At 61.9% G+C, this 24126-nt stretch carries 22 protein-coding genes; 12 read left to right on the forward strand and 10 right to left on the reverse strand.

What is annotated here, in order from left to right; genetic code table 11:
* Positions 1 to 97: 97 nt before the first annotated feature.
* From fepD to QDT79_RS21960, 3 genes are read left to right on the forward strand one after another with little or no spacing between them, the layout of a single operon-like run.
* On the forward strand, positions 98 to 1153 hold the full coding sequence (gene fepD, locus QDT79_RS21950; RefSeq protein WP_063988911.1) for a Fe(3+)-siderophore ABC transporter permease: 1056 nt from the start codon (positions 98 to 100) through the stop codon (positions 1151 to 1153).
* Complete coding sequence (gene fepG / locus QDT79_RS21955; RefSeq protein WP_063988910.1) at positions 1153 to 2190, forward strand: iron-enterobactin ABC transporter permease; 1038 nt, start codon at positions 1153 to 1155, stop codon at positions 2188 to 2190. The genes fepD and fepG overlap by 1 nt, the downstream gene beginning before the upstream one ends.
* Before the next feature lie 17 nt (positions 2191 to 2207).
* Positions 2208 to 3014, forward strand: a complete 807-nt coding sequence (locus QDT79_RS21960; RefSeq protein WP_107227649.1) for an ABC transporter ATP-binding protein — start codon at positions 2208 to 2210, stop codon at positions 3012 to 3014.
* 28 nt (positions 3015 to 3042) lie between these two features.
* Here QDT79_RS21960 and QDT79_RS21965 read toward each other — a convergent pair whose 3' ends face one another.
* From QDT79_RS21965 to budA, 3 genes are all read right to left on the reverse strand, one after another.
* Positions 3043 to 4629 (reverse strand): ABC transporter substrate-binding protein, encoded by a 1587-nt coding sequence (locus tag QDT79_RS21965; RefSeq protein ID WP_308317064.1) that lies wholly within the window; start codon positions 4627 to 4629, stop codon positions 3043 to 3045.
* 140 nt (positions 4630 to 4769) lie between these two features.
* Positions 4770 to 6455 (reverse strand): acetolactate synthase AlsS, encoded by a 1686-nt coding sequence (gene alsS, locus QDT79_RS21970; protein ID WP_033635442.1) that lies wholly within the window; start codon positions 6453 to 6455, stop codon positions 4770 to 4772.
* A gap of 32 nt (positions 6456 to 6487) precedes the next feature.
* Positions 6488 to 7267, reverse strand: coding sequence for an acetolactate decarboxylase (budA, locus tag QDT79_RS21975; protein WP_063988908.1), 780 nt, complete (start codon positions 7265 to 7267; stop codon positions 6488 to 6490).
* A 451-nt stretch (positions 7268 to 7718) separates the two neighbouring features.
* On the opposite strand from budA, the gene QDT79_RS21980 reads away from it, so the two are divergent.
* Complete coding sequence (locus QDT79_RS21980; protein WP_107227568.1) at positions 7719 to 8621, forward strand: LysR family transcriptional regulator; 903 nt, start codon at positions 7719 to 7721, stop codon at positions 8619 to 8621.
* On the opposite strand, the gene eutC is transcribed toward QDT79_RS21980, so the two are convergent.
* Positions 8600 to 9391: an ethanolamine ammonia-lyase subunit EutC gene (eutC, locus tag QDT79_RS21985; protein ID WP_107227567.1), complete on the reverse strand. Its 792-nt coding sequence runs from the start codon at positions 9389 to 9391 to the stop codon at positions 8600 to 8602. The genes QDT79_RS21980 and eutC overlap by 22 nt on opposite strands.
* The gene (locus QDT79_RS21990; RefSeq protein WP_063988905.1) at positions 9388 to 10773 is read right to left on the reverse strand and encodes an ethanolamine ammonia-lyase subunit EutB; all 1386 of its coding nucleotides are present in this window, start codon (positions 10771 to 10773) and stop codon (positions 9388 to 9390) included. Before QDT79_RS21990 ends, eutC begins: the two co-directional genes overlap by 4 nt.
* A gap of 159 nt (positions 10774 to 10932) precedes the next feature.
* Between QDT79_RS21990 and QDT79_RS21995 the strand changes: the two genes are divergently transcribed.
* Both QDT79_RS21995 and QDT79_RS22000 read left to right on the forward strand, forming a co-directional pair.
* The gene (locus QDT79_RS21995; RefSeq protein WP_107227566.1) at positions 10933 to 11481 is read left to right on the forward strand and encodes a nucleotidyltransferase family protein; all 549 of its coding nucleotides are present in this window, start codon (positions 10933 to 10935) and stop codon (positions 11479 to 11481) included.
* Between the two features lie 52 nt (positions 11482 to 11533).
* Positions 11534 to 12001 (forward strand): FlxA-like family protein, encoded by a 468-nt coding sequence (locus QDT79_RS22000; protein WP_063988903.1) that lies wholly within the window; start codon positions 11534 to 11536, stop codon positions 11999 to 12001.
* 1 nt (position 12002) lies between these two features.
* On the opposite strand, the gene QDT79_RS22005 is transcribed toward QDT79_RS22000, so the two are convergent.
* A complete protein-coding gene (locus tag QDT79_RS22005) occupies positions 12003 to 12923 on the reverse strand; it encodes a LysR family transcriptional regulator (protein WP_063988902.1) in 921 nt (306 codons plus the stop codon).
* Positions 12924 to 13019: 96 nt separating this feature from the next.
* On the opposite strand from QDT79_RS22005, the gene QDT79_RS22010 reads away from it, so the two are divergent.
* Complete coding sequence (locus QDT79_RS22010; RefSeq protein ID WP_308317065.1) at positions 13020 to 14018, forward strand: bile acid:sodium symporter family protein; 999 nt, start codon at positions 13020 to 13022, stop codon at positions 14016 to 14018.
* Positions 14019 to 14044: 26 nt separating this feature from the next.
* Here the strand turns inward: QDT79_RS22010 and QDT79_RS22015 are convergent, their stop codons facing one another.
* The 3 genes from QDT79_RS22015 to zipA all read right to left on the reverse strand — a co-directional run bounded on the left by QDT79_RS22015 (position 14045) and on the right by zipA (position 17377).
* Positions 14045 to 14260: a DUF3820 family protein gene (locus QDT79_RS22015; protein ID WP_004936441.1), complete on the reverse strand. Its 216-nt coding sequence runs from the start codon at positions 14258 to 14260 to the stop codon at positions 14045 to 14047.
* Positions 14260 to 16281 (reverse strand): NAD-dependent DNA ligase LigA, encoded by a 2022-nt coding sequence (gene ligA / locus QDT79_RS22020; protein WP_107227565.1) that lies wholly within the window; start codon positions 16279 to 16281, stop codon positions 14260 to 14262. The genes QDT79_RS22015 and ligA overlap by 1 nt, the downstream gene beginning before the upstream one ends.
* 79 nt (positions 16282 to 16360) lie before the next feature.
* Positions 16361 to 17377: a cell division protein ZipA gene (zipA, locus tag QDT79_RS22025; RefSeq protein WP_107227564.1), complete on the reverse strand. Its 1017-nt coding sequence runs from the start codon at positions 17375 to 17377 to the stop codon at positions 16361 to 16363.
* A 221-nt stretch (positions 17378 to 17598) separates the two neighbouring features.
* Between zipA and cysZ the strand changes: the two genes are divergently transcribed.
* The 5 genes from cysZ (at position 17599) to crr (ending at position 22501) form a co-directional block, all read left to right on the forward strand.
* A complete protein-coding gene (gene cysZ / locus QDT79_RS22030) occupies positions 17599 to 18357 on the forward strand; it encodes a sulfate transporter CysZ (protein WP_063988898.1) in 759 nt (252 codons plus the stop codon).
* 185 nt (positions 18358 to 18542) lie between these two features.
* Complete coding sequence (gene cysK, locus QDT79_RS22035; RefSeq protein ID WP_033635454.1) at positions 18543 to 19511, forward strand: cysteine synthase A; 969 nt, start codon at positions 18543 to 18545, stop codon at positions 19509 to 19511.
* A 399-nt stretch (positions 19512 to 19910) separates the two neighbouring features.
* Positions 19911 to 20168, forward strand: coding sequence for a phosphocarrier protein Hpr (gene ptsH / locus QDT79_RS22040; RefSeq protein ID WP_033635455.1), 258 nt, complete (start codon positions 19911 to 19913; stop codon positions 20166 to 20168).
* Positions 20169 to 20214: 46 nt separating this feature from the next.
* Complete coding sequence (gene ptsI, locus QDT79_RS22045) at positions 20215 to 21942, forward strand: phosphoenolpyruvate-protein phosphotransferase PtsI (protein ID WP_015378671.1); 1728 nt, start codon at positions 20215 to 20217, stop codon at positions 21940 to 21942.
* A 49-nt stretch (positions 21943 to 21991) separates the two neighbouring features.
* On the forward strand, positions 21992 to 22501 hold the full coding sequence (gene crr, locus QDT79_RS22050; protein WP_004936467.1) for a PTS glucose transporter subunit IIA: 510 nt from the start codon (positions 21992 to 21994) through the stop codon (positions 22499 to 22501).
* Between the two features lie 298 nt (positions 22502 to 22799).
* Here crr and QDT79_RS22055 read toward each other — a convergent pair whose 3' ends face one another.
* Positions 22800 to 24122, reverse strand: a complete 1323-nt coding sequence (locus tag QDT79_RS22055; RefSeq protein WP_308317066.1) for an ATP-binding protein — start codon at positions 24120 to 24122, stop codon at positions 22800 to 22802.
* Positions 24123 to 24126: the final 4 nt, after the last annotated feature.

The following is a 24126-nucleotide window of genomic DNA, read 5'->3' on the forward strand; positions in this document are numbered from 1 at the left end:
AACCGGCGGGTGCATGCGGGCGTAAACTCGTGCTACTATTAGCGCCCGCATGAACGCAAATAACAATGAGAATAAAAATCATACAGGAGTTACCGGTGTGAACGTACCCACTCCGACTGAGCGGACGCTTTCGTCCGCACCGCACGCAGCTTACGCCAGTGGCTTCAAACGCATCGCCGGGTTCGGTATCGGCTTGGCGCTGTTGCTGCTGTGCATCATTGCCAGCCTGATGCTGGGTTCCAAAGCCATCCCCTTCCATACCGTCTGGCTCAGCCTGCAGGGCGCCGCGAGCGGTTCCGACAGCACCATCATTCTCAACGCCCGGGTGCCCCGTACGCTGGCAGGCATTTTGGCCGGCATGGCGCTCGGCGCCGCCGGCGCGCTGATTCAGGCGTTGACGCGTAATCCGCTGGCCGATCCCGGCGTGCTCGGCATCAACGCCGGCGCCAGCTTCGCCGTGGTCATCGGCATCATGTTTTTCGGCGCGGCCACCACTGAAAGCTATATGGCCTATGCCTTCGTCGGCGCTGCCCTCACCACCCTGCTGGTCTACCTGATCGGCACGCTGGCGGGCGGGCGCATCAACCCGGTGCGGCTGACGCTGGCCGGCGTGGCGATCGGCGCGGTGCTGATCGGCATCACCACCGGGCTGTCGCTGATCGATCCGCAAACCTTCGACCAACTGCGCTTCTGGCAGGCCGGCACGCTGGATATCCGCACGCTGTCCACGCTGCCGGTTACCGCCCCCGCCATTTTGCTCGGCTGCCTGCTGACGCTGCTCATCGCCCGGCCGCTGAATACCATCGGTATGGGAGAAGATCTGGCTATCGCGCTCGGCGCGCGCGTGGTGCTGACTCAGGTCATCGCGGTGATCGCCATCACGCTGCTGTGCGGCGCGGCAACCGCCACCGTCGGTCCAATCAGTTTCATCGGCCTGATGGTGCCGCATATCGCCCGCTGGTGGGTCGGCCCCGATCAGCGCTGGATCCTGCCCTACTCCATGCTGCTGGCGCCGATTTTACTGTTGTGCGCCGACGTGGTCGGCCGTCTGCTGGCGGCCGGTGAACTGCGGGTTTCCATCGTGGCGGCCTTCATCGGCGCGCCGGTGCTGATCTGGCTGGTGCGCCGCAAGAAAACGCTGGGGGGTCTGTGATGAGTCTGCCGCACACGCTGCATATCGGCCGCCCGGACGGCGTCATCAACTGGCGCGTGCCGCTGCGCCTGCTGTTGGTCAATCTTTCGTTGCTGGCGTTGTGCCTGGCGATGGCCGTTGCCGCGCTGTGCTACGGCACGCTGCAGCTTTCGCTGGAACAGGTCTTTGCCGCGCTTAGCGGCGAGGCGCCGAAAAACCTGGTCACCGTGGTCACCCAATGGCGCCTGCCGCGTATCGCCATGGCGCTGTTGTTAGGTGCCGCGCTCGGCATGAGCGGCGCCATCTTCCAGTCGATTATCCGCAACCCGCTCGGCAGCCCAGACGTGATTGGCTTTAACATGGGGGCTTATACCGGCGCGCTGATCGCCATCACCCTGTTCAACGGCGGCTATTACTACATCGCCGGCGGTGCGCTGGCCGGCGGCATTCTCGCCGCGCTGGCCATCTATCTGCTGGCCTGGCGGCAAGGCATCGCCGGCTTCCGGCTGATCATCGTCGGCATCGCCATCAGCGCGGTGCTGGTCTCCACCAATACCTGGCTGATCATCACCGCCTCGCTCGAGCGCGCCATGGACGCCGCCATGTGGCAGGCCGGTTCGCTCAACGGCATGACCTGGCAGAAAGCCCAGCCCGCCACGGCGTTCATCGTGCTGGCGGCCGCGGCCGCGCTGCTGATGGGCAAACGGCTGCAGCTGTTGGAAATGGGCGATGATACGGCGCGCGCACTGGGCGTGAACGCCGAAGGCAGCCGGCTGTGGCTGATGCTGTTCGGCGTCACCCTCACCGCCGCCGTCACCGCCACCGCCGGGCCGATTTCCTTTATCGCGCTGGCGGCACCGCAGATCGCCCGCCGCCTGGCCGGACAATCCTCGGTCACCCTGACGTCCTCGGCGCTGATGGGCGCGACGCTGCTGCTCGGCGCCGACGTGGTGTCCCAACATCTTTTTGCGCCGATCCAACTGCCGGTCGGGGTCGTGACCGTCTGCATCGGCGGCCTGTACCTGATTTGGCTGCTCATCCGTGAGGCCCGCAGATAATGAAAAGTGATAACGCCATGAGCCACCGCCTGCACGCCTCGCACCTGAAGCTGGGCTACGACAATAAAATCATCGCTGACGATCTGAGCGTGGCGATCCCCGACGGCGCCTTCACGGTGATCGTCGGGCCGAACGCCTGCGGCAAATCGACGCTGCTGCGCGCCCTGTGCCGCCTGCTGAAGCCCAGCGCCGGCGAGGTGATGCTGGACGGCAAGAATATCAGCAACTTCGCCACCAAGGCGCTGGCGCGCGAGCTTGGCCTGCTGCCGCAAACCTCGATCGCACCGGACAGCATTACCGTGGCAGACCTGGTGTCGCGCGGCCGCTATCCGCACCAAAGCCTGCTGAAACAGTGGACGCAGGCCGACAAACAGGCGGTGGAAGCCGCCATGGCGGCCACCAACGTCAGCCAGTTGGCGGATCGCAGCGTCGACGAGCTGTCCGGCGGGCAGCGCCAGCGCGTCTGGGTGGCGATGGCGTTGGCGCAGCAAACGCCGCTGCTGCTGCTGGATGAACCGACCACCTATCTGGACATCGCGCACCAAATCGAGCTGCTGGATCTGTTCCGCCAGCTCAACCGCGAGCACGGCCAAACCCTCATCGCGGTGCTGCACGATCTCAACCACGCCTGCCGCTATGCCGATCACATCATCGCCATGCGCGACGGCAAGATCGTGGCGGAGGGGAACCCGGCGGAAATCATCACCGCCGAGCTGGTGGAACGGGTGTTCGGCATGCCGTGTATGATCATCGACGATCCGCTGTCCCACACGCCGCTGGTGATCCCGCGCGGCCGCTACCACTGCGACGCGCCGCAGGCATGAAAAAGGCCGGGGTAACCCGGCCTTTTCGTTACTTCTCCAGCGACACCTGCTTGAAGATGTGTTTGCCGAACGGGTCTATTTCGTAGCCTTTCACTTCCTTGCGCACCGGTTCGAAAATGGTCGAGTGCGCGATCATCAGCGCCGGCATCTGATCGTGCATCATCACCTGCGCCTGCTGGTACATCGCCACCCGCTTGGCGTGATCGTTCTCCTCGCGCGCCTGCAGGATCAGCTGGTCGAACGGTTTGTAGCACCATTTCGCCGAGTTGGAGCCGCCGAGCGAAGCGCAGGTGAACAGCGGGCCGAAGAAGTTGTCCGGATCGCCGTTGGCGGTGGTCCAGCCCATCAGCGCGGTCTGGTGCTCGCCGTTTTTAATCCGCTGCAAATATTCGCCCCACTCGAAGGTGACGATTTTGGCACGCACGCCGATTTTAGCCCAGTCGGCCTGGATCATCTCCGCCATGCGTTTGGCGTTGGGGTTGTAAGGCCGCTGCACCGGCATCGCCCACAGATCGATGTCAAACCCCTGCCCCAGCCCGGCCTCCTGCAACAGCTGCTTCGCCCGCTCCGGCGAATACGGGTAGTCTTCAAGCTGCGCGTTGCTGCCCCACTGGGTCGGCGGCAGCAGATTCTTGGCCGGCTGGCCGGCGCCGTGGAACACCGCCTCGATGATCGCCGGCTTGTTGACCGCCAGCGCCAACGCCTGGCGTACCTTGACGTTATCCAACGGTTTTTTCTGGGTATTGAACGCCAGGAAGCCGATATTCAAGCCGGATTTTTCCATCACCTGAAGGTTGCCGTCCTGCCGCATGCGCGCCAGATCCGCCGGGTTGGGGAACGGCATCACCTGGCACTCGTTCTTTTGCAGCTTGGCGTAACGCACCGTCGCATCCGGCGTGATCGAAAACACCAGCCGGTCGATCTTCGGTTTGCCTTCCCAGTAACGATCGAACGCCTTGTAGAGGATTTTCGCGTCCTTCTGGTACTGCACCAGTTGGAACGGCCCGGTGCCGATCGGATCGTTGTCCACCCGCTGCGGCGTGCCGGCCTTCAGCATCGCCTCGGCATATTCCGCCGATAATAGGGTGGCGAAGTACATGCCCAGATCGGCGACGAACGGCGCCTCGGCGCGGGAGAGCTCAAAGCGCACGGTGTAATCGTCCACCTTGACGATCCGGTCGATCAGCGTGCCGAACTCCATCGACTCGAAGTTGGTGTAGGCGCCGTTGGAGACCTTGTGATACGGGTTGTTGGCGTCCTTCTGCCGCATAAACGAGAAGATGACGTCATCGGCGTTGAAATCGCGGGTGGGCGTGAAATATTTATTGCTCTGGAATGCCACGCCCTTGCGCAGGTGGAAGGTATAGCGCTTGCCGTCTTCACTCACCTCCCAGCTTTCCGCCAGGCTGGGTTGCAGCTCGACGGTGCCGGGTTTGAAGTCCACCAGCCGGTTGTAGATCGCCGCCGAACTGGCGTCCACCGTGGTGCCGGAGGTGAACAGCTGCGGGTTGAAGCCTTCCGGCGAGCCTTCGGAACAGTAGACCAGCGTCTTGGCACGCGCGCCGCCGGCAATCGCCAACGCCAGCAGCCCGATCGTTATTGCTTTTCTTTTCATTGCGCTATCCCCAGTGGTGAAAAAACAGCCCAACGGATAGCAATAAATCATGCAGTTAGCGATGTAAAGGACAAAATCCGCGCATAAAAACGGGCAGGCGCGCAAGCGGCCTGCCCCGGTGAAATCGCGCGATGATGAAATTAAATCATCTGGCTGAAGTTCATCTGCGCCATCAGCTTATAGTTGTCGGCATAGTCGACCGGAATGGCCACCACCACCGGCCCCTGGATCGCCATCGCCTTGCGCAGCATCGGCCGCAGATCGTCCACCGACTGCACGGCGAAACCGACCGCACCGCAGGATTCCGCGTAAGCCTTGAAGTCAATCGGCCCAAACTCCACGCCGGATTTACGCTGGTATTTGTTCACTTCCTGCATCTCCACCATGTTGTAGGCATTATCGACCCAGATGACGTGCACGATGTTGTTTTTCAGCCGCACCGCAGTCTCCAGCTCCATGCTCGACTGCATGAATCCGCCGTCGCCGGAGATAGACACCACTTTATCGCCGGGGCGCACCAGCGCCGCGCCGATGGCCCACGGCAGCGCCACCCCCATGGTTTGCTGGCCGTTGGAGATCAACAGCTGGCGGGCGCGGAAGCTGTACAGGTAGCGGGCGATCCAGATATGGAAGCTGCCCATGTCCACGCACAGGGTCACGTCGTCGCTGACGATGTCCTGCAGCTCCTTGACGATGCGCAGCGGGTGGATCGGCATGCCGCCGCGGCGGGCGGCGCGCTCCGCCAGTTCAGTGCGCTGGCGGCCGAGATCGGTGAGGATCAGCTCCACCTCCGGCGGCACGCAGACCGCCTCAGTGAACGTTTCGGTCATCATGTTCAACGTGGCGCTGATGTTGCCCACCAGCTCGACATCCGGCCGATAGCAGGTATCGATATCCGCCGGCAGCACGTCGATGTGCACCAGTTTCAGCCGCCCGTGGCTGTTCCACATGCAGGGATCGTATTCGATCGGATCATAACCGACGCTCACCACCAGATCGGCCTTCTGCAACAGCTGATCGGCTGGCTGGTTGTTGAACAGGCCGACGCGGCCGGCAAAACGGGCGAAGTGGTTGACGTCGATCACCCCGGCCGCCTGATAGGTGCCGACCACCGGCATATGGGTGCGATACAGCAGATGGCGCACCGCTTCGCTGTTCTCCGGCCGGCTGGCCTGCAAACCGAGCAGCAATACCGGGCATTTGGCCTGCCGGATCAGTTTCACCGCCGCCTGAATGTCGTCCGCCGCCGCGGCCCCCATACGCGGCAAGCGGCAGCCGGCCAGCACCGGCGCGCTGACCGGTTCATTGACGATATCCATCGGCAGGCTGACGAACGAGGCCCCCGGCCGGCCGAACTCGGCGCGGCGAAAGGCGTTGGCGATCACCTCGGAAATCGCCGAACCGGCATGCACTTCGGCGCAATACTTGGTCACCGGCCGGAACATGCTGACGGTATCCATGCTCTGGTGCGTCTGTTTCAGGCTGTCGGCACGCTTCACCGCCCCGCCGAAGGCCACCACCGCGTCCCCTTCCGATGTGGCGGTGGCCAGCCCGGTGATCAGGTTGGAGCTGCCCGGCCCGGAGGTGACCAGTGCCACCCCGGCCTTACCGGTCAAGCGGCCGACCGCCGCCGCCATAAAGGCTGCGTTGGCCTCATGCCGCACCACCACCGTTTCGATCGATGGCGCGTCCTCCAGCGAGTCGAACACCCGGTCGATCTTGGCGCCCGGAATGCCGAAAACGTGTTTGACGCCCTGCGCTTCCAGATTTTTCACCACCAAATCGGCGCCGCATTGCCAGTCATTGCCTGTTTTTTCCTGTGCCATGGTTCCACCTCCTAAGAAAACGATCGCCGGGGTTAGCCCTCGGCGGAACGAATCGCGCGATCCAAATCCTCTGGACAGAGGTTGGCGCGCAAGAAATCCGCATCATGCGGTAACTGAAGATTGAGACGCGTGATGACGCCGAACTGCAGGCGGCCATGATCGAGCTGGTAGTCCAGCACGTGGCCGCCGCCGCTGCGGTCGTCGGTAACGAAGTGTTCGTGATAGCCGGCCACGCCGATGCCCTGCATGTAATCCGGCGAGCGGAAACCAACCAGCGTGCCGCGCCGCTGATGGAACGAGAAGGTCGGCTGCTCTTCTATCGCCTCCAGCATCGGGCGATAGGGCCGCTCCTGGCGCGGCACGGTACGGGTTTCCACGTGGCTGAACTCGCCGTCGACCCGCACCGCGCAAAACAGGTTCGGCGAGGCGACCTGCTCGTCGATGCACTGGTGCAGCTGCGCCTTGGTGATCGGCCGGTCGAACTGCTGGCTGACGCTGGGCTGGAAAAAGGTGACGACGGCGAAGGGGGTTTGCTGTTGCAGGCCGGCCGGCCGGGCGCTGCCGTCGGCGCGCAGCTGGTGTATTTCCTGGTCGAAAGCGATCAATTCGCCGTCCAGATGATTGAAGGTGCCGAGGCCGAAATCGCCGTGCTTGAGCAGTTCGGCAATGGTGGTCTCCCCCTCGTAAACCCCGTCGATGAGCGCGCTCATCAGCGAGATTTGATAGATTTCGCCCTCCCCGGCATTGATCGACTGCCTGGCAAAACCCTGCGCCAAATGGCGCGCACAGGAACACCCGTGTTTTTCGTTCATGACTGACTCCTCCACCAGCGCGGAACCGCGGTTCCGCGCGTTCAAAAGACCCACCGACGGTGGGCCAAGATGCCCCCCAAGGCGCGTTCATCAGTTGGAACGATTCAGCCTGAGGCGACAAAAAAACCGGCACGGCTGGCCGGCAGATATCCAGAGTCAACAGCATGATGATTGAAAGTAAAGACTTACTAATCATTAATGCTGACTCGAATATCAAATTGAACGGTTAATCTGGTGTTGGAGCGACAATCAACTCCGCAGGCGGCTCGCGCGGCCTGGGAAAAACATCTGTTATTTAGAACTAAGCGCCGCGAGGTTTATGCGTTTTCTCTCTATGCGGCCGGGATGAGACGGCGCTGAGGCGCGTCGTCAACCCGCAGCCAGAGTAGCCGCCGCGCCGTCGGCAGAGAAGCAGGTATTCATAAGAAACGCTTTTGCATATAATGCAAAAATGAATGACGCACGCTATGTTGAACACCTGCCAATTTTTCTCGACGTCGCCCGCCTGGGCAGCTTTTCCGCCGCCGCGCGCCGGCTGGGCATGGTGCCCTCTTCGCTGGTGCGCCACATCGACGCCTTGGAAAGCGCGCTCGGCGCCGCGCTGTTCGTGCGCTCCACCCGTGGCCTGCTGCTGACCGACGCCGGCGAGCTGCTGCTGACGCGCGCCGCCGCGCTGATGACGGACATTACCGGCCTTCGCGCCGAGCTGAGCGCGCTGAACGAAACGCCGCAGGGCACGCTGCGCATCAGCTGCCTGCCGACCTTCGGCAAAACCTATGTGCTGCCGCTGCTGCCGACGCTGGCGGAACGCTACCCGCAGCTGTCGGTCGACCTCGATCTGACCGAACGCCTGACCGATCCGACGCAGGAACGGCTCGACGCCGCCCTCCGCATCGGCGAGCAGAAGGACAGCGCGCTGTATGCCAGTCGCATCGCCACCCAACGCTGGGTGATGTGCGCCAGCCCCGCCTACGTCGCCCGCTATGGCCTGCCGGCCGATCTGGAGGCGCTGCCGCAGCATCGGCTGATCGCCCGTTATCACAAGCAGCAGCCGGCCTGCTGGGCCCAGATCCTCGACGCAGCGCTGATGAGCCGCTGCACCATGGCGCTGCGCTGCGACGACTTCACCGCACAGCGCCAGGCCGCGCTGCTCGGCCTCGGCATCGCCTTTCTGCCCAACTGGGTGGTGGGGCCGGACGTGCAGCACGGGCAACTGGTGCAAATGCTGGAAGATCCGCGCCATGAGCAGCAAGGTATCTATCTGCTGCGCCCGATGGCGAAGGTGTCCGCCCGGCTGGCGGCCTTCACCGCCCTGCTGCAGCAAACTATCGGTCAACCGCCCAGCTGGGGATAAAGCGGCGTCACCCGGCCGTGCAGCGCCGGGTTGTCGCTCTCGTCCTTCAGCTCGATGCCGCTCAGCCGCCGCAGGAACGCCTGCTCCAGCAGCCAGGCCAGGCGGAACGCCGCCTGCGGGTAATCCAACCCCTCGGGGCGCACGTTGGAGATACAGTTGCGCTGGGCGTCCGTTCTGCGCGCATTCGGCCCCCAGGTCAAATAGACGCCCAGGCTGTCCGGCGACGACAGCCCCGGCCGTTCGCCGATCAAAACCGCCACCGCCCTGGCCTGCAGGCATTCGCCGATCTCATCCCCCAGCGCCACCCGCGCCTGATGCGCCAGCACCACCGGCGCAACGGTCAGCCCCAGCGTATCGAGATAGGGCCGCAGCGCCTGCAGCAGCGGCAGTGCCTGGCGGTGCACCGCCTTGGAGGAAAGGCCGTCCGCCACTATCAGCAGCAGATCGACGCGGTGCGATGGCACGCCGAGCAGCAGGCTGCGGCTGTCCAGCGCTAATCGCCGCCCCAGATCCGGTCGGCGCAGATAGGCGGCGCGGTCGGCGGCCTGGCTATGTACCGCCAGCGTGGGCCAACCGGCATCGTGGAGATCCGCCGCCAGCCGCTCGCTGTCGAAAGGCTGATGCACCGCGTCGCGCGCCTGGGCATGGGCCAGCCCGAAGCGCAGCAGCTCGTCGGTCGGCAGGCTGGCGCCGGTGCGCCCCAGCGCGATACGCGCATCGGTAAAGGCGCGCAGCGCGTCCCAGCTGTTGGCGTGAACCGGTTTGCTCATGTGCGTTCTCCCTGCAGCGCCAGCAACAGCGGATGATTGGCAGCGGCGTCGCGCAGCCGCCCGCGTTCGTCGGTGATGTTCATCGCCGCCAGCCAGGCGGCGAACTCCGGCGCGTGCTTCAGCCCCAGCAGCTCGCGGATATAGAGCGCGTCATGGAACGACGTGCTTTGGTAGTTGAGCATGATGTCGTCCGCGCCCGGCACGCCGATCAGGAACGTCAAGCCAGCGGCGGCCAACAGCGTCAGCAGCGTATCCATGTCGTCCTGATCGGCTTCGGCATGGTTGGTGTAGCAGACGTCGCAGCCCAGCGGCAGGCCGAGCAGCTTGCCGCAGAAATGGTCCTCCAGCCCGGCGCGGATAATTTGCTTGCCGTCATACAGGTATTCGGGGCCGATAAACCCCACCACGGTGTTGATCAGCAGCGGCGAGAAATGGCGCGCCACCGCATAGGCGCGCGCCTCGCAGGTTTGCTGATCGACGCCGTGATGGGCGTTGGCCGACAGGCAGCTGCCCTGCCCGGTTTCGAAATACATCACGTTGTCGCCCAGCGTGCCCCGCCTAAGGCTCAGCGCCGCCTGCTGCGCTTCCGCCAGCAGCGCCAAGCTGATACCGAAACCGCGATTGGCCGCTTCAGTACCGGCGATCGACTGGAACACCAGATCCACCGGCGCGCCGCGCTCCATCAGCCGCAGCGTGTTGGTCACGTGGGTCAGCACGCAGGATTGGGTGGGAATGGCGAAGCGCTGGATCACGTCGTCCAGCATGTAGTTGAGCTTTTCCAGCAGCGGCAGGCTGTCGCTGGCCGGATTGATGCCGACCACCGCGTCGCCGCTGCCGTACAGCAGGCCGTCCAGCATGCTGGCGGCGATGCCCTGCAGGCTGTCGGTCGGGTGATTGGGCTGCAGCCGCACGCTGAGGTGGCCCGGCAGGCCAATCGTATTGCGAAAGCGCGTCACCACCCGGCACTTCTTCGCCACCAGGATCAGATCCTGATTGCGCATGATCTTGCTCACTGCCGCCGCCATCTCCGGCGTGATGCCGGCCGCCACCTGCGCCAGCATGGCGCTGTCCGCCTGCTCGCTCAGCAGCCAGTCGCGAAAATCGCCGACCGTGAGGTGCGAGATGGGTTCAAAGGCCGCACCATCGTGGCCGTCGATAATCAGGCGCGTCACCTCGTCCTGTTCGTAGGGCACCAGCGCCTGCTGCAGGAACGCCTTGAGCGGCAAGTCCGCCAGCACAATGCGCGCCGCCATACGCTCTTCGGCGCTTTGCGCCGCCACCTCCGCCAGATAATCGCCGGAACGCGCCGGCGAAGCCTTCGCCATCAGCTGACGCAGATCGCCAAAGCGATAGCCGCGTTGGCCCACCGTTGCCTGATACATAGCCCCCTCCCTTGCCCCGAGTGACGTGATAAAAGCCCTGCACCAAGTGTAGTCAGTGGGAAAAGAAAATTATTTTGCACGCGATCGCCGCCATCGCGCTTTCCCCCATTTCACCCGCCGCCGCTTCGGGTTACAGTAGCCGCGAAAAAAGGAGGGGTGATGGATCCGCAACGGCAAATTATCGACTGGCTGCAACAAGATGACGCGCGCATGGCCGCCCTGCGCACCGTGCGCCGGCTCGGCCTGAATGACTGGTGCCTCGGCGCCGGCTTCGTACGCAACCTGGTGTGGGATCGGCGCCACGGCTATAAGGAGCCCACGCCACTCAACGATATCGACGTGATCCACTTCGATGCGCAGCGTGCGGACGCCGAGCGCGATCGCATGCTGGAGGTGCGGCTGCACCAATGGCTGCCGCAGCCGTGGTCGGTCAAGAATCAGGCGCGCATGCACCTGCGCGGCGGCCGGGAACCCTATCGCGACAGCGAAGAGGCCATCAGCTTCTGGACCGAAGTGGAAACGGCGATCGGCGCGCGCCTGAACGCCGACGACAGCATCACGCTGGTGGCCCCCTTCGGCCTCGCGGCGCTGTTCGACGACACCATCACCTTCAACGTGAAAAACGGCGATCGCACGGCCTATGCCCAGCGCGTGCTCGACAAAGGCTGGCTGCAGCGCTGGCCTCACCTGCGGCAGGTAAAGATTTAGCCACCGCTGCCGATACCCTGAACAGCGATAGCCAGACTCAGGGAGAGCATCCATGTCGACCACCATCACCATGATCGTACCGATCAAAAATACCGTTCCCGGCGTCAGCAACGTCTTCAGCGCGCCGGGCCATCAGGGCGAATTGCTGATGGCCAAACCAGTCAACAACCAGCCGCAAGGCGGCAAGATGGAGAAAAACGAACGCGCCAACGGCAATGACGAACCGGTTAATCTCAACGAAAGCCGCGCCTCGGTGCGCATCAAGGCGCTGAACCGGCAGATTCAGGCTCTGCAGCAAAAGCTGGTGGAACTGAAAGACTCCAGCGCCGATCCCAAAGAGATCGAGAAGCAAAAGCAGCTGATCGAAGCGCAGATCAAGATGTTGCAGGCCGAGATCGCGCGCATCCAGAAAGAAGAGATGGAAAAGCAACAGCAGGAGCAAATGAAGAAAGCCGCAGCGCAAGCCGGCGACGGCGTAAACCGCCCGACGCCGCTCAACGCGGTGGACGTCTATATCTGACTCAATATGCCGCGTTTTCCTGCCGGCGCTGGTGCAGCAGCGCCGCCTGCTGACGCGCGACCTGCCAGATGGCCTCCGCCGCCGGCGTCAGCGAGCGATTCTTGCGCCGCACCAGCATCAGCGCGCGGTTGATCTCCGGCACCAGCCGCCGCACCCGGAGCCGCCCCCCTTCCGGTAGCGGCAGCGCCAACGCCGGGAAGATACTGATGCCAATCCCTTCCGCCACCATCGGGAACAGCGTGGCCGGATGGCCGATTTCCTGCACCACCTGCGCCTCGACGCCCTGCTGCCTCAGCGCGCTGTCGATCAGCGGCCGGCTGCCCGACGCATAATCCTGTAACACCAGGCGGCAGCCGTTTAACGCCGACCAACGCACCTCTTGCTGCGCAGCAAACGGGTGGTCGTCTCGGCACAGCAGCAGGAACGGTTCATGCAGCACCGCTTCGCACTCCAGGTCCACCGCCTGCACCGGATCGACCACGATGCCGAAATCCACCTCGGCGTTGCGCACGCTGTGCAGTACCTGCTGCTGCGCCTGATCGCGCAGCATGATGCGGATCTCCGGGTATTCACGCTCGCCGGCGGCGATGCACTGCGGCATCAGATGGGCGGAAATGGTCTGGCTGGTCGCCACCCGCACCGTGCCGCTGCGCTGTACGCCAAAGCTGCGCGCATCCAGCAACGCGGCCTGCAGCTCGTCCAGCAGCCGTTCGACCCGGTTGGCCAGCCGCAGGCCGGCGTCGGTCAACACCACTTCACGCGTGGTGCGATCCAGCAGGCGCACGCCGATCTCCGCCTCCAGCTCTTTCACGCTGTGGCTGACCGCCGATTGCGTCAGGCCAATCGCCTCACCGGCGCGGCTGAAGCTGCCGTGGCGGGCGACAGTGACGAACACCCGCAGCTGTTTGAGTGAGTAATTCATGTTTTTTATTCATAGATAAATTAAATAAATCAATTTAATTATTATATGCCCACGCGGGAGAATAGCCCCATCGATTTTCTACCCGAGCGCATCGCCATGAGATTCCTGCCCGATCGTTTTACCCTGACGCTGATCGCCACCGTGCTGCTGGCGTCGTTCCTGCCGGCGCGCGGCGAGTTCGTCGGCTGGCTCAATGCCCTGACCATCGCCGCCATCGCCCTGCTGTTCTTCATGCACGGCGCCAAGCTGTCGCGCGAGGCCATCCTGGCCGGCAGCAATAACTGGCGGCTGCATTTGTGGGTGATGTTCAGCACCTTCATCATTTTTCCGGCGCTGGGGATGTTGTTCGCCTGGTGGGCGCCGATCGACGTCAGCCCCGAGCTGCACGCCGGTTTCATCTACCTGTGCATCCTGCCCGCCACCGTGCAGTCGGCCATCGCCTTCACCTCGCTGGCGGGCGGCAACGTGGCGGCGGCGGTGTGCAGCGCTTCCGCCTCCAGCCTGCTGGGGATCTTCGTGTCACCGCTGTTGGTCGGCCTGCTGATGAACGTGCACGGCGATACCGGCAGCCTGCGGCAGGTGGGCTCGATCGTGCTGCAGCTGCTGGTGCCGTTCGTCGCCGGCCACCTGCTGCGGCCGCTGATCGGCGGCTGGATCGAGCGCCATCGCCCGCTGATCGGTAAAACCGACCAGACCTCGATTCTGCTGGTGGTGTACGCCGCCTTCAGCGAGGCGGTCACGCACGGCATCTGGCATCAGGTGGGGATCGGTTCGCTGGCGTTTATCGTCGGCGGCAGCATCGTGCTGCTGGCGATCGTGCTGGTGGTGAACACCTACATGGCGCGCTGGCTGGGGTTCAGCAAGGCGGACGAGATCACCATCGTGTTCTGCGGTTCGAAGAAAAGCCTGGCGAACGGCATTCCGATGGCCAATATCCTGTTCCCGGCGGCAACGGTGGGGATCATGGTGCTGCCGCTGATGGTGTTCCATCAGGTGCAGCTGATGACCTGTGCGGTGCTGGCGAAAAGGTATCAGCGCAAGCAGCGGGCGCAACAGGCGGTGCCCAACGCCAACGCGCAGGCGTCACGCGGGTAAAAAAAGACGGGCCAAGGCCCGTCAGTTCAGCTTTTCTTCAGCGGCTTGACCAGGTGGTCAAGCCCTTCGATTTTAATCGCCAGCGTCATCTCCATCAGCATGCCGAGCTTGCCTTTGGGGAATTCGCCCTTGCGGGCGAACCACAGCAAGTACTCTTCGGGCAGGTCGATCAGCACCCGCCCCTGGTACTTGCCGAACGGCATCACGGTATTGGCGATCTCCAGCAGGTTTTCCTTTTCCATCAGTCACCCAGCAGGCGGATCATCTCCGCTTCGTCGATCACGGCGATACCCAGCTCCTGCGCCTTCGCCAGCTTGGAGCCGGCCGCCTCGCCGGCGATCACCAGATCGGTTTTCTTCGACACGCTGCCGCTGACCTTGGCGCCCAGCGCCGTCAGGCGATCTTTGGCCTCGTCGCGCGACAGCTGGCTCAGCGAGCCGGTCAGCACCACGGTTTTGCCGGCGAACGGGCTGTCTATCTCTTCGGCCACCACCATCACCGGCGCCGGCCAGTGGATGCCGATTTCGGCGCCCACCAGCTCGTTGATCACCTGCTGATTGAGCGCTTCATCGAGGAAATTGCGGGTGTGTTTGGCCACCACTTCGCCGACGTCCGGCACCTCTTTCAGCGCTTCGATATCGGCGGCGAACAGCTTCTCGAGCGATCCGAAATGCGCCGCCAGGTTGGCGGCGGTCGCTTCGCCAACCTCGCGAATGCCCAGCGCATACAGGAAGCGAGCAAAGGTGGTCTGTTTGGATTTTTCCAGCGCATTGACCAGATTCTGCGCCGATTTCGGCCCCATGCGATCCAGGCCGGTCAGAATGCCGGCGGACAAGCGGAACAGATCGGCCGGGTTCTTCACGTACTCTTTGTCCACCAGTTGCTCGATGATCTTGTCGCCCATGCCTTCAACGTCCAGCGCGCGGCGGGAAACAAAGTGCTTCAACGCCTCTTTGCGCTGCGCGCCGCAGATAAGACCGCCGGTGCAGCGCGCCACGGCTTCGCCTTCCACGCGCTCAACGTCGGAGCCGCACACCGGGCAGTGCAGCGGGAACACCACTTCGCGCGCATCCTGTGGCCGACGATCTTCCAGCACCCCCACCACCTGCGGGATGACGTCGCCGGCGCGGCGCACGATCACCGTATCGCCGATGCGCAGCCCCAGGCGCTCAATTTCATCGGCGTTGTGCAAGGTGGCATTGCTGACGGTCACCCCGGCCACCAGCACCGGCTCAAGGCGCGCCACCGGCGTAATCGCGCCGGTGCGGCCAACCTGAAACTCCACTTCGCGCACCACGGTGATCTGCTCCTGCGCCGGGAATTTGAACGCCGTCGCCCAGCGCGGCGCACGCGCCACAAATCCCAGCGTTTCCTGCAGATCGATATCGTCAATCTTGATCACCACGCCGTCGATGTCGAAACCGAGCTGCGCGCGGTCCTGCTCGACCTGGCGATAAAACGCCAGCACTTCCTCGCTGCCGGTGCGGCGTTGGGCGCGATCGCTGACCGGCAGGCCCCAGGCCTTGAACTGCATCAGGCGCTCAAAGTGGCTGCGCGGCAGCTCGCCGCCTTCCAGCAGGCCGACGCCGTAGCAGAAGAAGGTCAGCGGGCGTTTGGCGGTAATGCGCGGATCGAGCTGGCGCAACGAGCCGGCGGCAGCGTTGCGCGGGTTGGCGAACACCTTGCCGTCTTTGCGCCTCGCTTCGTCGTTCATCTGTTCAAAACCGGCCTGCGGCATGAACACTTCGCCGCGCACTTCCAGCCGGCGAGGAATGTTGTCGCCGGTCAGGCGCAGCGGGATGGCGCGGATGGTGCGCACGTTGGTGGTGATGTTCTCGCCGGTAGTGCCGTCGCCGCGCGTCGCCGCGCGCACCAGCTCGCCGTCTTCGTACAGCAGGCTGACCGCCAGGCCGTCCAGCTTCAGTTCGCAGCAGAAAGTCAGCGGTTCGCTGCTCTTGAGCCTATCCTGCACGCGCTTGTAAAACGCCAGAAAGCTTTCTTCGTCGAACACGTTGTCCAGCGACAGCATCGGCACTTCATGACGCACCTGGTCGAACGCCGCAAGCGGCGCCGCGCCCACGCGCTGGGTCGGTGAATCGGCGGTGACCCACTCCGGATGCGCGCTCTCCAGCTCGCGCAGTTCGCGCATCAGGCGGTCATACTCCGCATCCGGCACTTCCGGCGCATCCAGCACATGGTACTGGTATTCATGATGGCGCAGTGTGGCTCGTAGTTGATTGATTTGTTGGATTATCGATTCCATGGCTCACCATCAAAGATAAAAAACCCCCGGCTAGCGGGGGCTTTGTTGTTACGGATGTTCAGTGCGCGCGGCAACCCGGTCAGGCGTTGTTTTCCAACACTTCACGGATACGCGCTTTGTAGGTTTCCAGCTTCTGCGGCGTCATCATGCGGCGCTCGTCGTCCAGCACCACGCCGCCCACGTCGTCGGCGATGCGCTGTGCCGACTGCAGCATCAGCTTGAAGTTCTGATTGGCGTCGCCGTAAGACGGCACCATCATGAACATCGACACGCCCGGCGTGGAGAAGTCGGACATCATGTCAGGATCGAACGACCCCGGCTTGACCATGTTCGCCAGGCTGAACAGCACCGGGCCGCTGCCGGCCGGGCTGATATGACGGTGGAAGATGCCCATCTCGCCAAACTGGAAGCCCGCCTGCAACACGCTCTGCAGCAGCACTTCGCCGCCGATTACGCCGCCCTGATGGGCCGCGACGTGCAGCACCAGCACGGTCTCTTTCAGTTTAGCCTGAATGGGCGCAGCCGCCGGTTGCGGTGCAGGTTCCTGCGCCGGCTTCACTTCCGGCGCTTGCTGCACAGGGGCCGGCTCGGCGTGGAATGCCGGTTCCGCCCCCTGCGGCGCCTCATGTTCATGCGGCAGATCGTCGACGCGCGGCTCACGGCGCGCGGCCGGTTGCGGTTGCTGCGGCTCGGCCTGTTCTTCGTCCGGCGCGTAGTTGTTCAGCAGGATGTCATCATACTCCGGCCGCTGAGACAGCGGAGGCGGCGTCTGATGGGCAGCCGGTTGAACGGCGCGGGGCGCTGGCGCAGCCGCCGGAGCAGGCTTCGTCGCGGCCACGGGTTCTTCGCGTGCGGCATCGAAATGGCCGAATGACGGCTCGTCTTGCGGGTGAGCGGCGCGTACGCGCACCTCACCGACGCCTTCTTCGAGATCGTCGATCGGAGTTTGTTCACGTTCCTTTTGGGAACGTTTGGCTGGGCGATCGCGGAAGAGCGCTGACCGTTCTTTGCGACTGGTCCACAGACCGTGCAATAACAGCGCTATTATGGCGATCGCGCCAACAACGATTAATATCAGACGCAAATCCTGCATCATTGCTATCTCTGTTGTTCCAATACATTGCCACCGCGGCAAACATTCACTCTTTAACTCTATTTGCCCGCGCACACAAGTGCAAGTCCGTGCTGAACTTTATGCCAATAAAGATGATTATACTGCCTTTTTCTGCTGGTTTTTCAGCCAACCCTACCCTAGCCAGTGGAAAATCATCCCTATATGATAATGATGCCTGTTCAGACAACGAGATAACTTAAGATATGTCCTATACGCAGCCCCCTTCCCGTTCGACCAGCGGCATTCACTATTTCGCCGAAGGTTGGCGCCTGATTTCGCGCCCGGGGATTAAACGCTATGTGGTCTTGCCGTTGCTGGTCAACGTGCTGCTGATGGGTTCCGCTTTCTGGTGGCTGTTCAGCCGGCTCGGCGACTGGATCCCGACGATGATGAGCCACGTTCCCGACTGGCTGCAATGGTTGAGCTACCTGCTGTGGCCGCTGGCGGTCATTTCGGTGCTGCTGGTGTTCAGCTATCTGTTCAGCACCCTCACCAACCTGATCGCCGCGCCGTTCTGCGGCCTGCTGGCCGAGCAGCTCGAAGGCAGCCTGACCGGCAAACCGCTGCCGGACACCGGCCTGCTCGGCATCGCCAAAGATCTGCCGCGCATCATGGCGCGCGAATGGCGCAAGCTAATGTATTACCTGCCGCGCGCGCTGCTGCTGCTGGCGCTCTACTTCGTGCCCGGCATCGGCCAGACGGTGGCGCCGGTGCTGTGGTTCCTGTTCAGCGCCTGGATGTTGGCGATTCAGTATTGCGACTACCCGTTCGACAACCACAAGGTGAGCTTTGCCGACATGCGTCGCGCCTTGCGCCAGCACAAAACCGACAACCTGCAGTTCGGCGCGCTGGTCAGCCTGTTCACCATGATCCCGATCCTCAACCTGGTGATCCTGCCGGTCGCCGTCTGCGGCGCCACCGCGATGTGGGTCGATCGCTATCGCTCGCAATTCGTCCGATAACCGCCGTTTTTTACCGCCGATAGCGCGGAAATTTTCTACAGGGCGCGCATTTCGCGCCCTTATCATTGTGCTTAAAACTTATTTCCTAATAACATATAGATATACCAATTCTTTACTTCCCTGCCGGTACTGTTAGCGTATGCTTTCGATGTTCCCCACATTTTCATAGAGTTAAAGGACGGGCTATGAGCAAGATATATGAAGACAACTCATTAACAATCGGCCATACGCCGCTGGTTCGTCTGAACCGTATCGGCAACGGACGCATTCTGGCCAAGGTTGAATCACGCAACCCGAGCTTCAGCGTCAAATGCCGCATCGGTGCCAATATGATTTGGGATGCGGAACAACGCGGCGTACTGACCGCCGGTAAAGAGCTGGTGGAGCCGACCAGCGGCAACACCGGCATCGCGCTGGCCTTCGTGGCCGCCGCGCGCGGTTACAAGCTGACGCTGACCATGCCGGAAACCATGAGCATCGAGCGCCGCAAGCTGCTCAAGGCGCTGGGCGCCAATCTGGTGCTGACCGAAGGGGCGAAAGGCATGAAAGGCGCTATCGCCAAAGCCGAAGAGATCGTCGCCACCGACCCGAACCGTTACCTGATCCTGCAACAGTTCAGCAACCCGGCCAACCCGGCCATCCATGAAAAAACCACCGGCCCGGAAATCTGGGAAGACACCGACGGCGACGTCGACGTGTTCATCTCCGGCGTCGGCACCGGCGGCACGCTGACCGGCGTCAGCCGCTACATCAAGAACACCAAAGGCAAGGCCATCACCACCGTGGCGGTCGAGCCGACCGACTCGCCGGTCATCAGCCAGGCGCTGGCCGGTGAAGAGCTGAAACCGGGCCCGCACAAGATCCAGGGCATCGGCGCCGGCTTCATTCCGGGCAACCTCGATCTGGACCTGGTGGATCGCGTCGAGAAAGTCTCCAATGACGAAGCCATCAGCATGGCGCGTCGCCTGATGGACGAAGAAGGCATTCTGGCGGGCATCTCCTCCGGCGCAGCGGTTGCGGCGGCGGTGAAACTGGCCGAAGAACCGGCGTTCGCCGACAAGACCATCGTGGTGATCCTGCCCTCTTCCGGCGAACGTTACCTGAGCACCGCGCTGTTTGCCGATCTGTTCACCGAGCAGGAATTGCAGCAGTAATTCCGCCACTGCACAAATCGCTAAAAAAGCACCCTGCGGGGTGCTTTTTTGTGGACTGGATCAAACTTTATAGCAGTCCAAGATTGCTTTTGCCCGTCGGCTTTAGTATTTAACGGTGCATTATTTCGATGCGCAAAATTAATCACCCCCCGAGCCCGGCCAAGGCTGAATCGATTTACTCATCTGTCGCCGACGCGTCGAATCGGGCATAATGGGGAGCGGATTGGAACGACGTCTAAAGCCGAGTTTTTTGATCTGAAGTGCCTAACGCGTCGTTTTCTGTTGCATCAACGTTCGCCCCTGTCCATAGTCAGGCGCTATAACCAGACAAGCTAAAGTCAGGCCCCTGGGCTAAACTTTAGCTCCACAACATTAATCCAATAAGTTGGGGAAACATCAATGTTCCAGCAAGAAGTTACTATTACCGCTCCGAATGGTCTGCATACTCGCCCTGCCGCTCAGTTCGTTAAAGAAGCCAAAGGCTTCGCGTCTGACATCACCGTGACTTCCAACGGCAAAAGCGCCAGCGCTAAAAGCCTGTTCAAACTGCAAACTCTGGGGCTGACTCAAGGGACCGTAGTGACCATCTCAGCTGAAGGTGAAGACGAGCAGAAAGCCGTTGAGCACTTGGTAAAACTGATGGCAGAGCTTGAGTAATCGGCCCGTCTTTTTAGTTAACACCAGTCAAGAGTAAGGTAGGGTTATGATTTCAGGCATTTTAGTATCACCGGGCATCGCTTTTGGTAAGGCTCTCTTGCTGAAAGAAGACGACATCGTCATCAACCGGAAGAAAATCTCTGCTGATCAAGTAGAGCAGGAAGTCTCGCGTTTTCTGGCCGGCCGCGCGAAAGCGTCCGAACAGCTGGAAGCGATCAAGACCAAAGCTGGCGAAACCTTCGGCGAAGAGAAGGAAGCTATCTTCGAAGGCCACATCATGTTGCTGGAAGACGAAGAGCTTGAGCAGGAAATCATAGCCCTAATCAAAGACGATCTGGCCTCCGCAGACGCCGCCGCCTACACCGTGATCGAAGGTCAGGCGAAAGCGCTGGAAGAGCTGGACGACGAATACCTGAAAGAACGCGCCGCCGACGTGCGCGACATCGGTAAGCGCCTGCTGCAGAACATCCTGGGCATGCCGATCGTCGATCTGGGCTCCATTCAGGACGAAGTGATCCTGGTGGCCACCGATCTGACCCCGTCCGAGACCGCGCAGTTGAACCTGGACAAAGTGCTGGGCTTCATTACCGATCTCGGCGGCCGGACTTCCCACACCTCTATCATGGCGCGCTCCCTGGAGCTGCCGGCGATCGTCGGTACCAGCGACGTGACCAAGCAGGTGAAAAACGACGACTACCTGATTCTGGATGCGGTTAACAACAAAATTTACGTTAACCCGACTGCTGACGTTATCGATCAGCTGAAAGCCGCCCAGAACCAATACATCACCGAGAAAAACGATCTGGCCAAGCTGAAGGACCTGCCGGCGATTACGCTGGACGGCCATCAGGTTGAAGTCTGCGCCAACATCGGCACCGTGCGCGACGTCGCGGGTGCAGAGCGCAACGGCGCGGAAGGCGTCGGCCTGTATCGTACCGAATTCCTGTTCATGGACCGCGACTCGCTGCCGACCGAAGACGAGCAGTTCCAGGCTTATAAAGCCGTGGCGGAAGCCATGGGCTCGCAGGCCGTGATCGTCCGCACCATGGACATCGGCGGCGACAAAGACCTGCCGTACATGAACCTGCCGAAGGAAGAGAACCCGTTCCTCGGCTGGCGCGCCATCCGCATCGCGATGGACCGCCGTGAAATCCTGCACGCCCAGCTGCGCGCCATCCTGCGCGCTTCGGCGTTCGGCAAACTGCGCATCATGTTCCCGATGATCATCTCCGTGGAAGAAGTGCGCGATCTGAAAGGCGAAATCGAGACGCTGAAAGCGCAGCTGCGCGAAGAAGGCAAGGCGTTTGACGAGAGCATCGAAGTGGGCGTGATGGTGGAAACACCGGCTGCGGCGGTCATCGCTCACCACCTGGCGAAAGAAGTCGACTTCTTTAGTATTGGGACAAACGATCTAACCCAGTATACTCTGGCGGTAGATCGCGGCAACGAGCTGATTTCTCATCTCTATAACCCGATGTCCCCATCAGTGCTTGGCCTGATCAAACAGGTTATTGATGCATCTCACGCGGAAGGCAAGTGGACCGGCATGTGCGGCGAACTGGCTGGCGATGAGCGTGCTACACTGTTGTTATTGGGCATGGGGCTGGATGAGTTCAGCATGAGTGCGATTTCAATCCCGCGCATCAAGAAAATTATTCGTAACACGAATTTCGAAGATGTGAAGGCGTTGGCAGCGCAGGCCTTGGCACAGCCAACGGCACAAGACCTGATGAATTGCGTCAATAAATTCATCGAAGAAAAAACGCTCTGCTAAACTTCCACGACACTGGAACGCCGCCCAATTTAATGCTTAGGAGAAGATCATGGGTTTGTTCGATAAACTGAAATCTCTGGTTTCTGATGACAAGAAAGACACGGGCACTATCGAGATCGTCGCTCCCCTTTCTGGCGAAATCGTCAATATCGAAGATGTGCCGGACGTAGTGTTCGCTGAAAAAATCGTTGGCGACGGTATCGCTATTAAACCGGCCGGCAACAAAATGGTTGCTCCGGTTGACGGCACCATCGGCAAGATTTTCGAAACCAACCATGCATTCTCTATCGAATCCGACAGCGGCATTGAGCTGTTCGTCCACTTCGGCATCGATACCGTAGAACTGAAAGGCGAAGGCTTCAAACGCATCGCCGAAGAAGGTCAGCGCGTCAAGAAAGGTGACGTGGTTATCGAGTTCAACCTGCCACTGCTGGAAGAGAAAGCCAAGTCTACCCTGACGCCGGTCGTTATCTCCAACATGGACGAGATCAAAGAGCTGATCAAACTGTCCGGCAGCGTGACCGTTGGCGAAACCCCGATCATCCGCATCAAGAAGTAAGCGCGGATGAGCAAGAAAAACGGCGCCCTCGGCGCCGTTTTTTTATCCCCTTCGTCTTTCGAACCGCAGCGTTGTTGGCCGCACGTGTTCACCCCGGTCACTTACTGGAGTAAGCTCCCGGGGATTCCCCCGCTTGCCGCCTAGCTGCAATTCGAAACCCTTTGGGTATACCGCGGATAATAGACGTTATCGGCGCAGGCAGTTTGAACATGGACAGCGCGCAACCTTCGGAGCGTACACGCAGTACGTGACGAAGGCGAGCACTGACCTAGTTCAAAATGGCAAGTAAGATAGTCTATTATTGCCAGCGCGGGATGCGCAGGGTAATGACCAACCCCTCTTTATCGCCGTTGCGCGCCTCAACCTGGCCGCCGTGCGCCAGTACCACCTTGCGGGTGATCGCCAGCCCCAGACCGTAGCCCTTGCCCGACAGCGCCGACTTCACGCGCACGAACGGATCGAAGATGCTCGACAGCTTCGCCTCCTCGACTCCCGGCCCCTGATCGCTGACCGCGATCTGGAACTGATTATCGACGCGCGTCAGCGCCACCGTCACCCGCTGGCCGTGGCTGGAAAAGCGCAGCGCATTGCGCACGATGTTGTCCACCGCTCGCCGCATCAGCTCCGCATTGCCCTTGACGGTGTACTCCACGTCCGACTCGGCCTGCAGCACGATATCCACGCCGGGCACCTGCGCCTCATAGCGCGCATCGCTCACCACCGCATCCACCAGGCCGTACAGATCGAAATACTCCTCGTCCGGCAGGCTGCTGTGTTCGGTTCGCGACAACGCCAGCAGCTCGCCGATCATTTTGTCCAGCCGCCCCGATTCGTGTTCGATGCGCTTGAGCGAGGTTTCGACGTTGCCGGCATTCTGCCGTGCCAGGCCGATCGCCAACTGCAGGCGCGCCAGCGGCGAACGCAGCTCGTGCGAAACGTCGTGCAACAGCTGCTCGCGGGCGCTGACCAGCAGTTCCAGCCGCTCGGCCATGGTGTCGAAATCGCGCGCCACGTCGGACAGCTCGTCATGGCGGCGCCGCATCTTCGGGAACAGCCGCACCGACAGATCGCCCTGCGCCACCCGATCCAGACCGCCGCGCAGCTGACGCATCGGCCGGGTCAGGTTCCAGGCCAGCACGGCGCTGAACAGCAAACCGCCCAGCCCGCCGACCCACAGCATCGGCGCAGGAATGTTGAAGAAATGGGAGCGCCGCTCCGGCCGATACTCTTCCCGCAACCCGCGCACGTTATAACTCAGCCAGTATCCCTGTCCTTCCCCGGTCTGCACCCAGGCAGAGATCTCTTTCGGCATCCGCCGCCCTTCAAATACCGGTTCTTCCGGCGTGGGCGGCGGTGGTTGAGTCATTGGCGTCACGGACAGCAAACGTCTGTCGTCCTCGGGCCAGTCGCGCATCAAGGCTTCCAGCGCCGGCATGCCGCCGCTGCGCAACTGGGTGGCGGCCGAGGTCAGCTGCAGGCCGATGACCCGCCGCGCCATGGCGTTCTCCGGCGGCACATAGCGATCGCCATAGAGAGAAAACGCCACCCACAGCGCCTGCGTCATGATGAGAAAGGTCAGCCAAAAGCCGAGCAAAATTTTCCAGAACAGTCTTCCGCGCATGTCA

The sequence above is a fragment of the Serratia marcescens genome (assembly GCF_029846115.1).
In the GTDB taxonomy this organism is placed as follows: domain Bacteria; phylum Pseudomonadota; class Gammaproteobacteria; order Enterobacterales; family Enterobacteriaceae; genus Serratia; species Serratia marcescens_L.

Excerpts from the sequence above, each read along its gene's own strand:
- fepG (WP_063988910.1), top strand. The coding sequence starts at position 1,153 with ATGAGTCTGCCGCACACGCTGCATATCGGCCGCCCGGACGGCGTCATC.
- QDT79_RS21960 (WP_107227649.1), top strand. The coding sequence starts at position 2,208 with ATGAGCCACCGCCTGCACGCCTCGCACCTGAAGCTGGGCTACGACAAT.
- QDT79_RS21965 (WP_308317064.1), bottom strand. The coding sequence starts at position 4,629 with ATGAAAAGAAAAGCAATAACGATCGGGCTGCTGGCGTTGGCGATTGCC.
- alsS (WP_033635442.1), bottom strand. The coding sequence starts at position 6,455 with ATGGCACAGGAAAAAACAGGCAATGACTGGCAATGCGGCGCCGATTTG.
- budA (WP_063988908.1), bottom strand. The coding sequence starts at position 7,267 with ATGAACGAAAAACACGGGTGTTCCTGTGCGCGCCATTTGGCGCAGGGT.
- QDT79_RS21980 (WP_107227568.1), top strand. The coding sequence starts at position 7,719 with ATGAATGACGCACGCTATGTTGAACACCTGCCAATTTTTCTCGACGTC.
- eutC (WP_107227567.1), bottom strand. The coding sequence starts at position 9,391 with ATGAGCAAACCGGTTCACGCCAACAGCTGGGACGCGCTGCGCGCCTTT.
- QDT79_RS21990 (WP_063988905.1), bottom strand. The coding sequence starts at position 10,773 with ATGTATCAGGCAACGGTGGGCCAACGCGGCTATCGCTTTGGCGATCTG.
- QDT79_RS21995 (WP_107227566.1), top strand. The coding sequence starts at position 10,933 with ATGGATCCGCAACGGCAAATTATCGACTGGCTGCAACAAGATGACGCG.
- QDT79_RS22000 (WP_063988903.1), top strand. The coding sequence starts at position 11,534 with ATGTCGACCACCATCACCATGATCGTACCGATCAAAAATACCGTTCCC.
- QDT79_RS22005 (WP_063988902.1), bottom strand. The coding sequence starts at position 12,923 with ATGAATTACTCACTCAAACAGCTGCGGGTGTTCGTCACTGTCGCCCGC.
- QDT79_RS22010 (WP_308317065.1), top strand. The coding sequence starts at position 13,020 with ATGAGATTCCTGCCCGATCGTTTTACCCTGACGCTGATCGCCACCGTG.
- QDT79_RS22015 (WP_004936441.1), bottom strand. The coding sequence starts at position 14,260 with ATGGAAAAGGAAAACCTGCTGGAGATCGCCAATACCGTGATGCCGTTC.
- ligA (WP_107227565.1), bottom strand. The coding sequence starts at position 16,281 with ATGGAATCGATAATCCAACAAATCAATCAACTACGAGCCACACTGCGC.
- zipA (WP_107227564.1), bottom strand. The coding sequence starts at position 17,377 with ATGATGCAGGATTTGCGTCTGATATTAATCGTTGTTGGCGCGATCGCC.
- cysZ (WP_063988898.1), top strand. The coding sequence starts at position 17,599 with ATGTCCTATACGCAGCCCCCTTCCCGTTCGACCAGCGGCATTCACTAT.
- cysK (WP_033635454.1), top strand. The coding sequence starts at position 18,543 with ATGAGCAAGATATATGAAGACAACTCATTAACAATCGGCCATACGCCG.
- ptsH (WP_033635455.1), top strand. The coding sequence starts at position 19,911 with ATGTTCCAGCAAGAAGTTACTATTACCGCTCCGAATGGTCTGCATACT.
- ptsI (WP_015378671.1), top strand. The coding sequence starts at position 20,215 with ATGATTTCAGGCATTTTAGTATCACCGGGCATCGCTTTTGGTAAGGCT.
- crr (WP_004936467.1), top strand. The coding sequence starts at position 21,992 with ATGGGTTTGTTCGATAAACTGAAATCTCTGGTTTCTGATGACAAGAAA.
- QDT79_RS22055 (WP_308317066.1), bottom strand. The coding sequence starts at position 24,122 with ATGCGCGGAAGACTGTTCTGGAAAATTTTGCTCGGCTTTTGGCTGACC.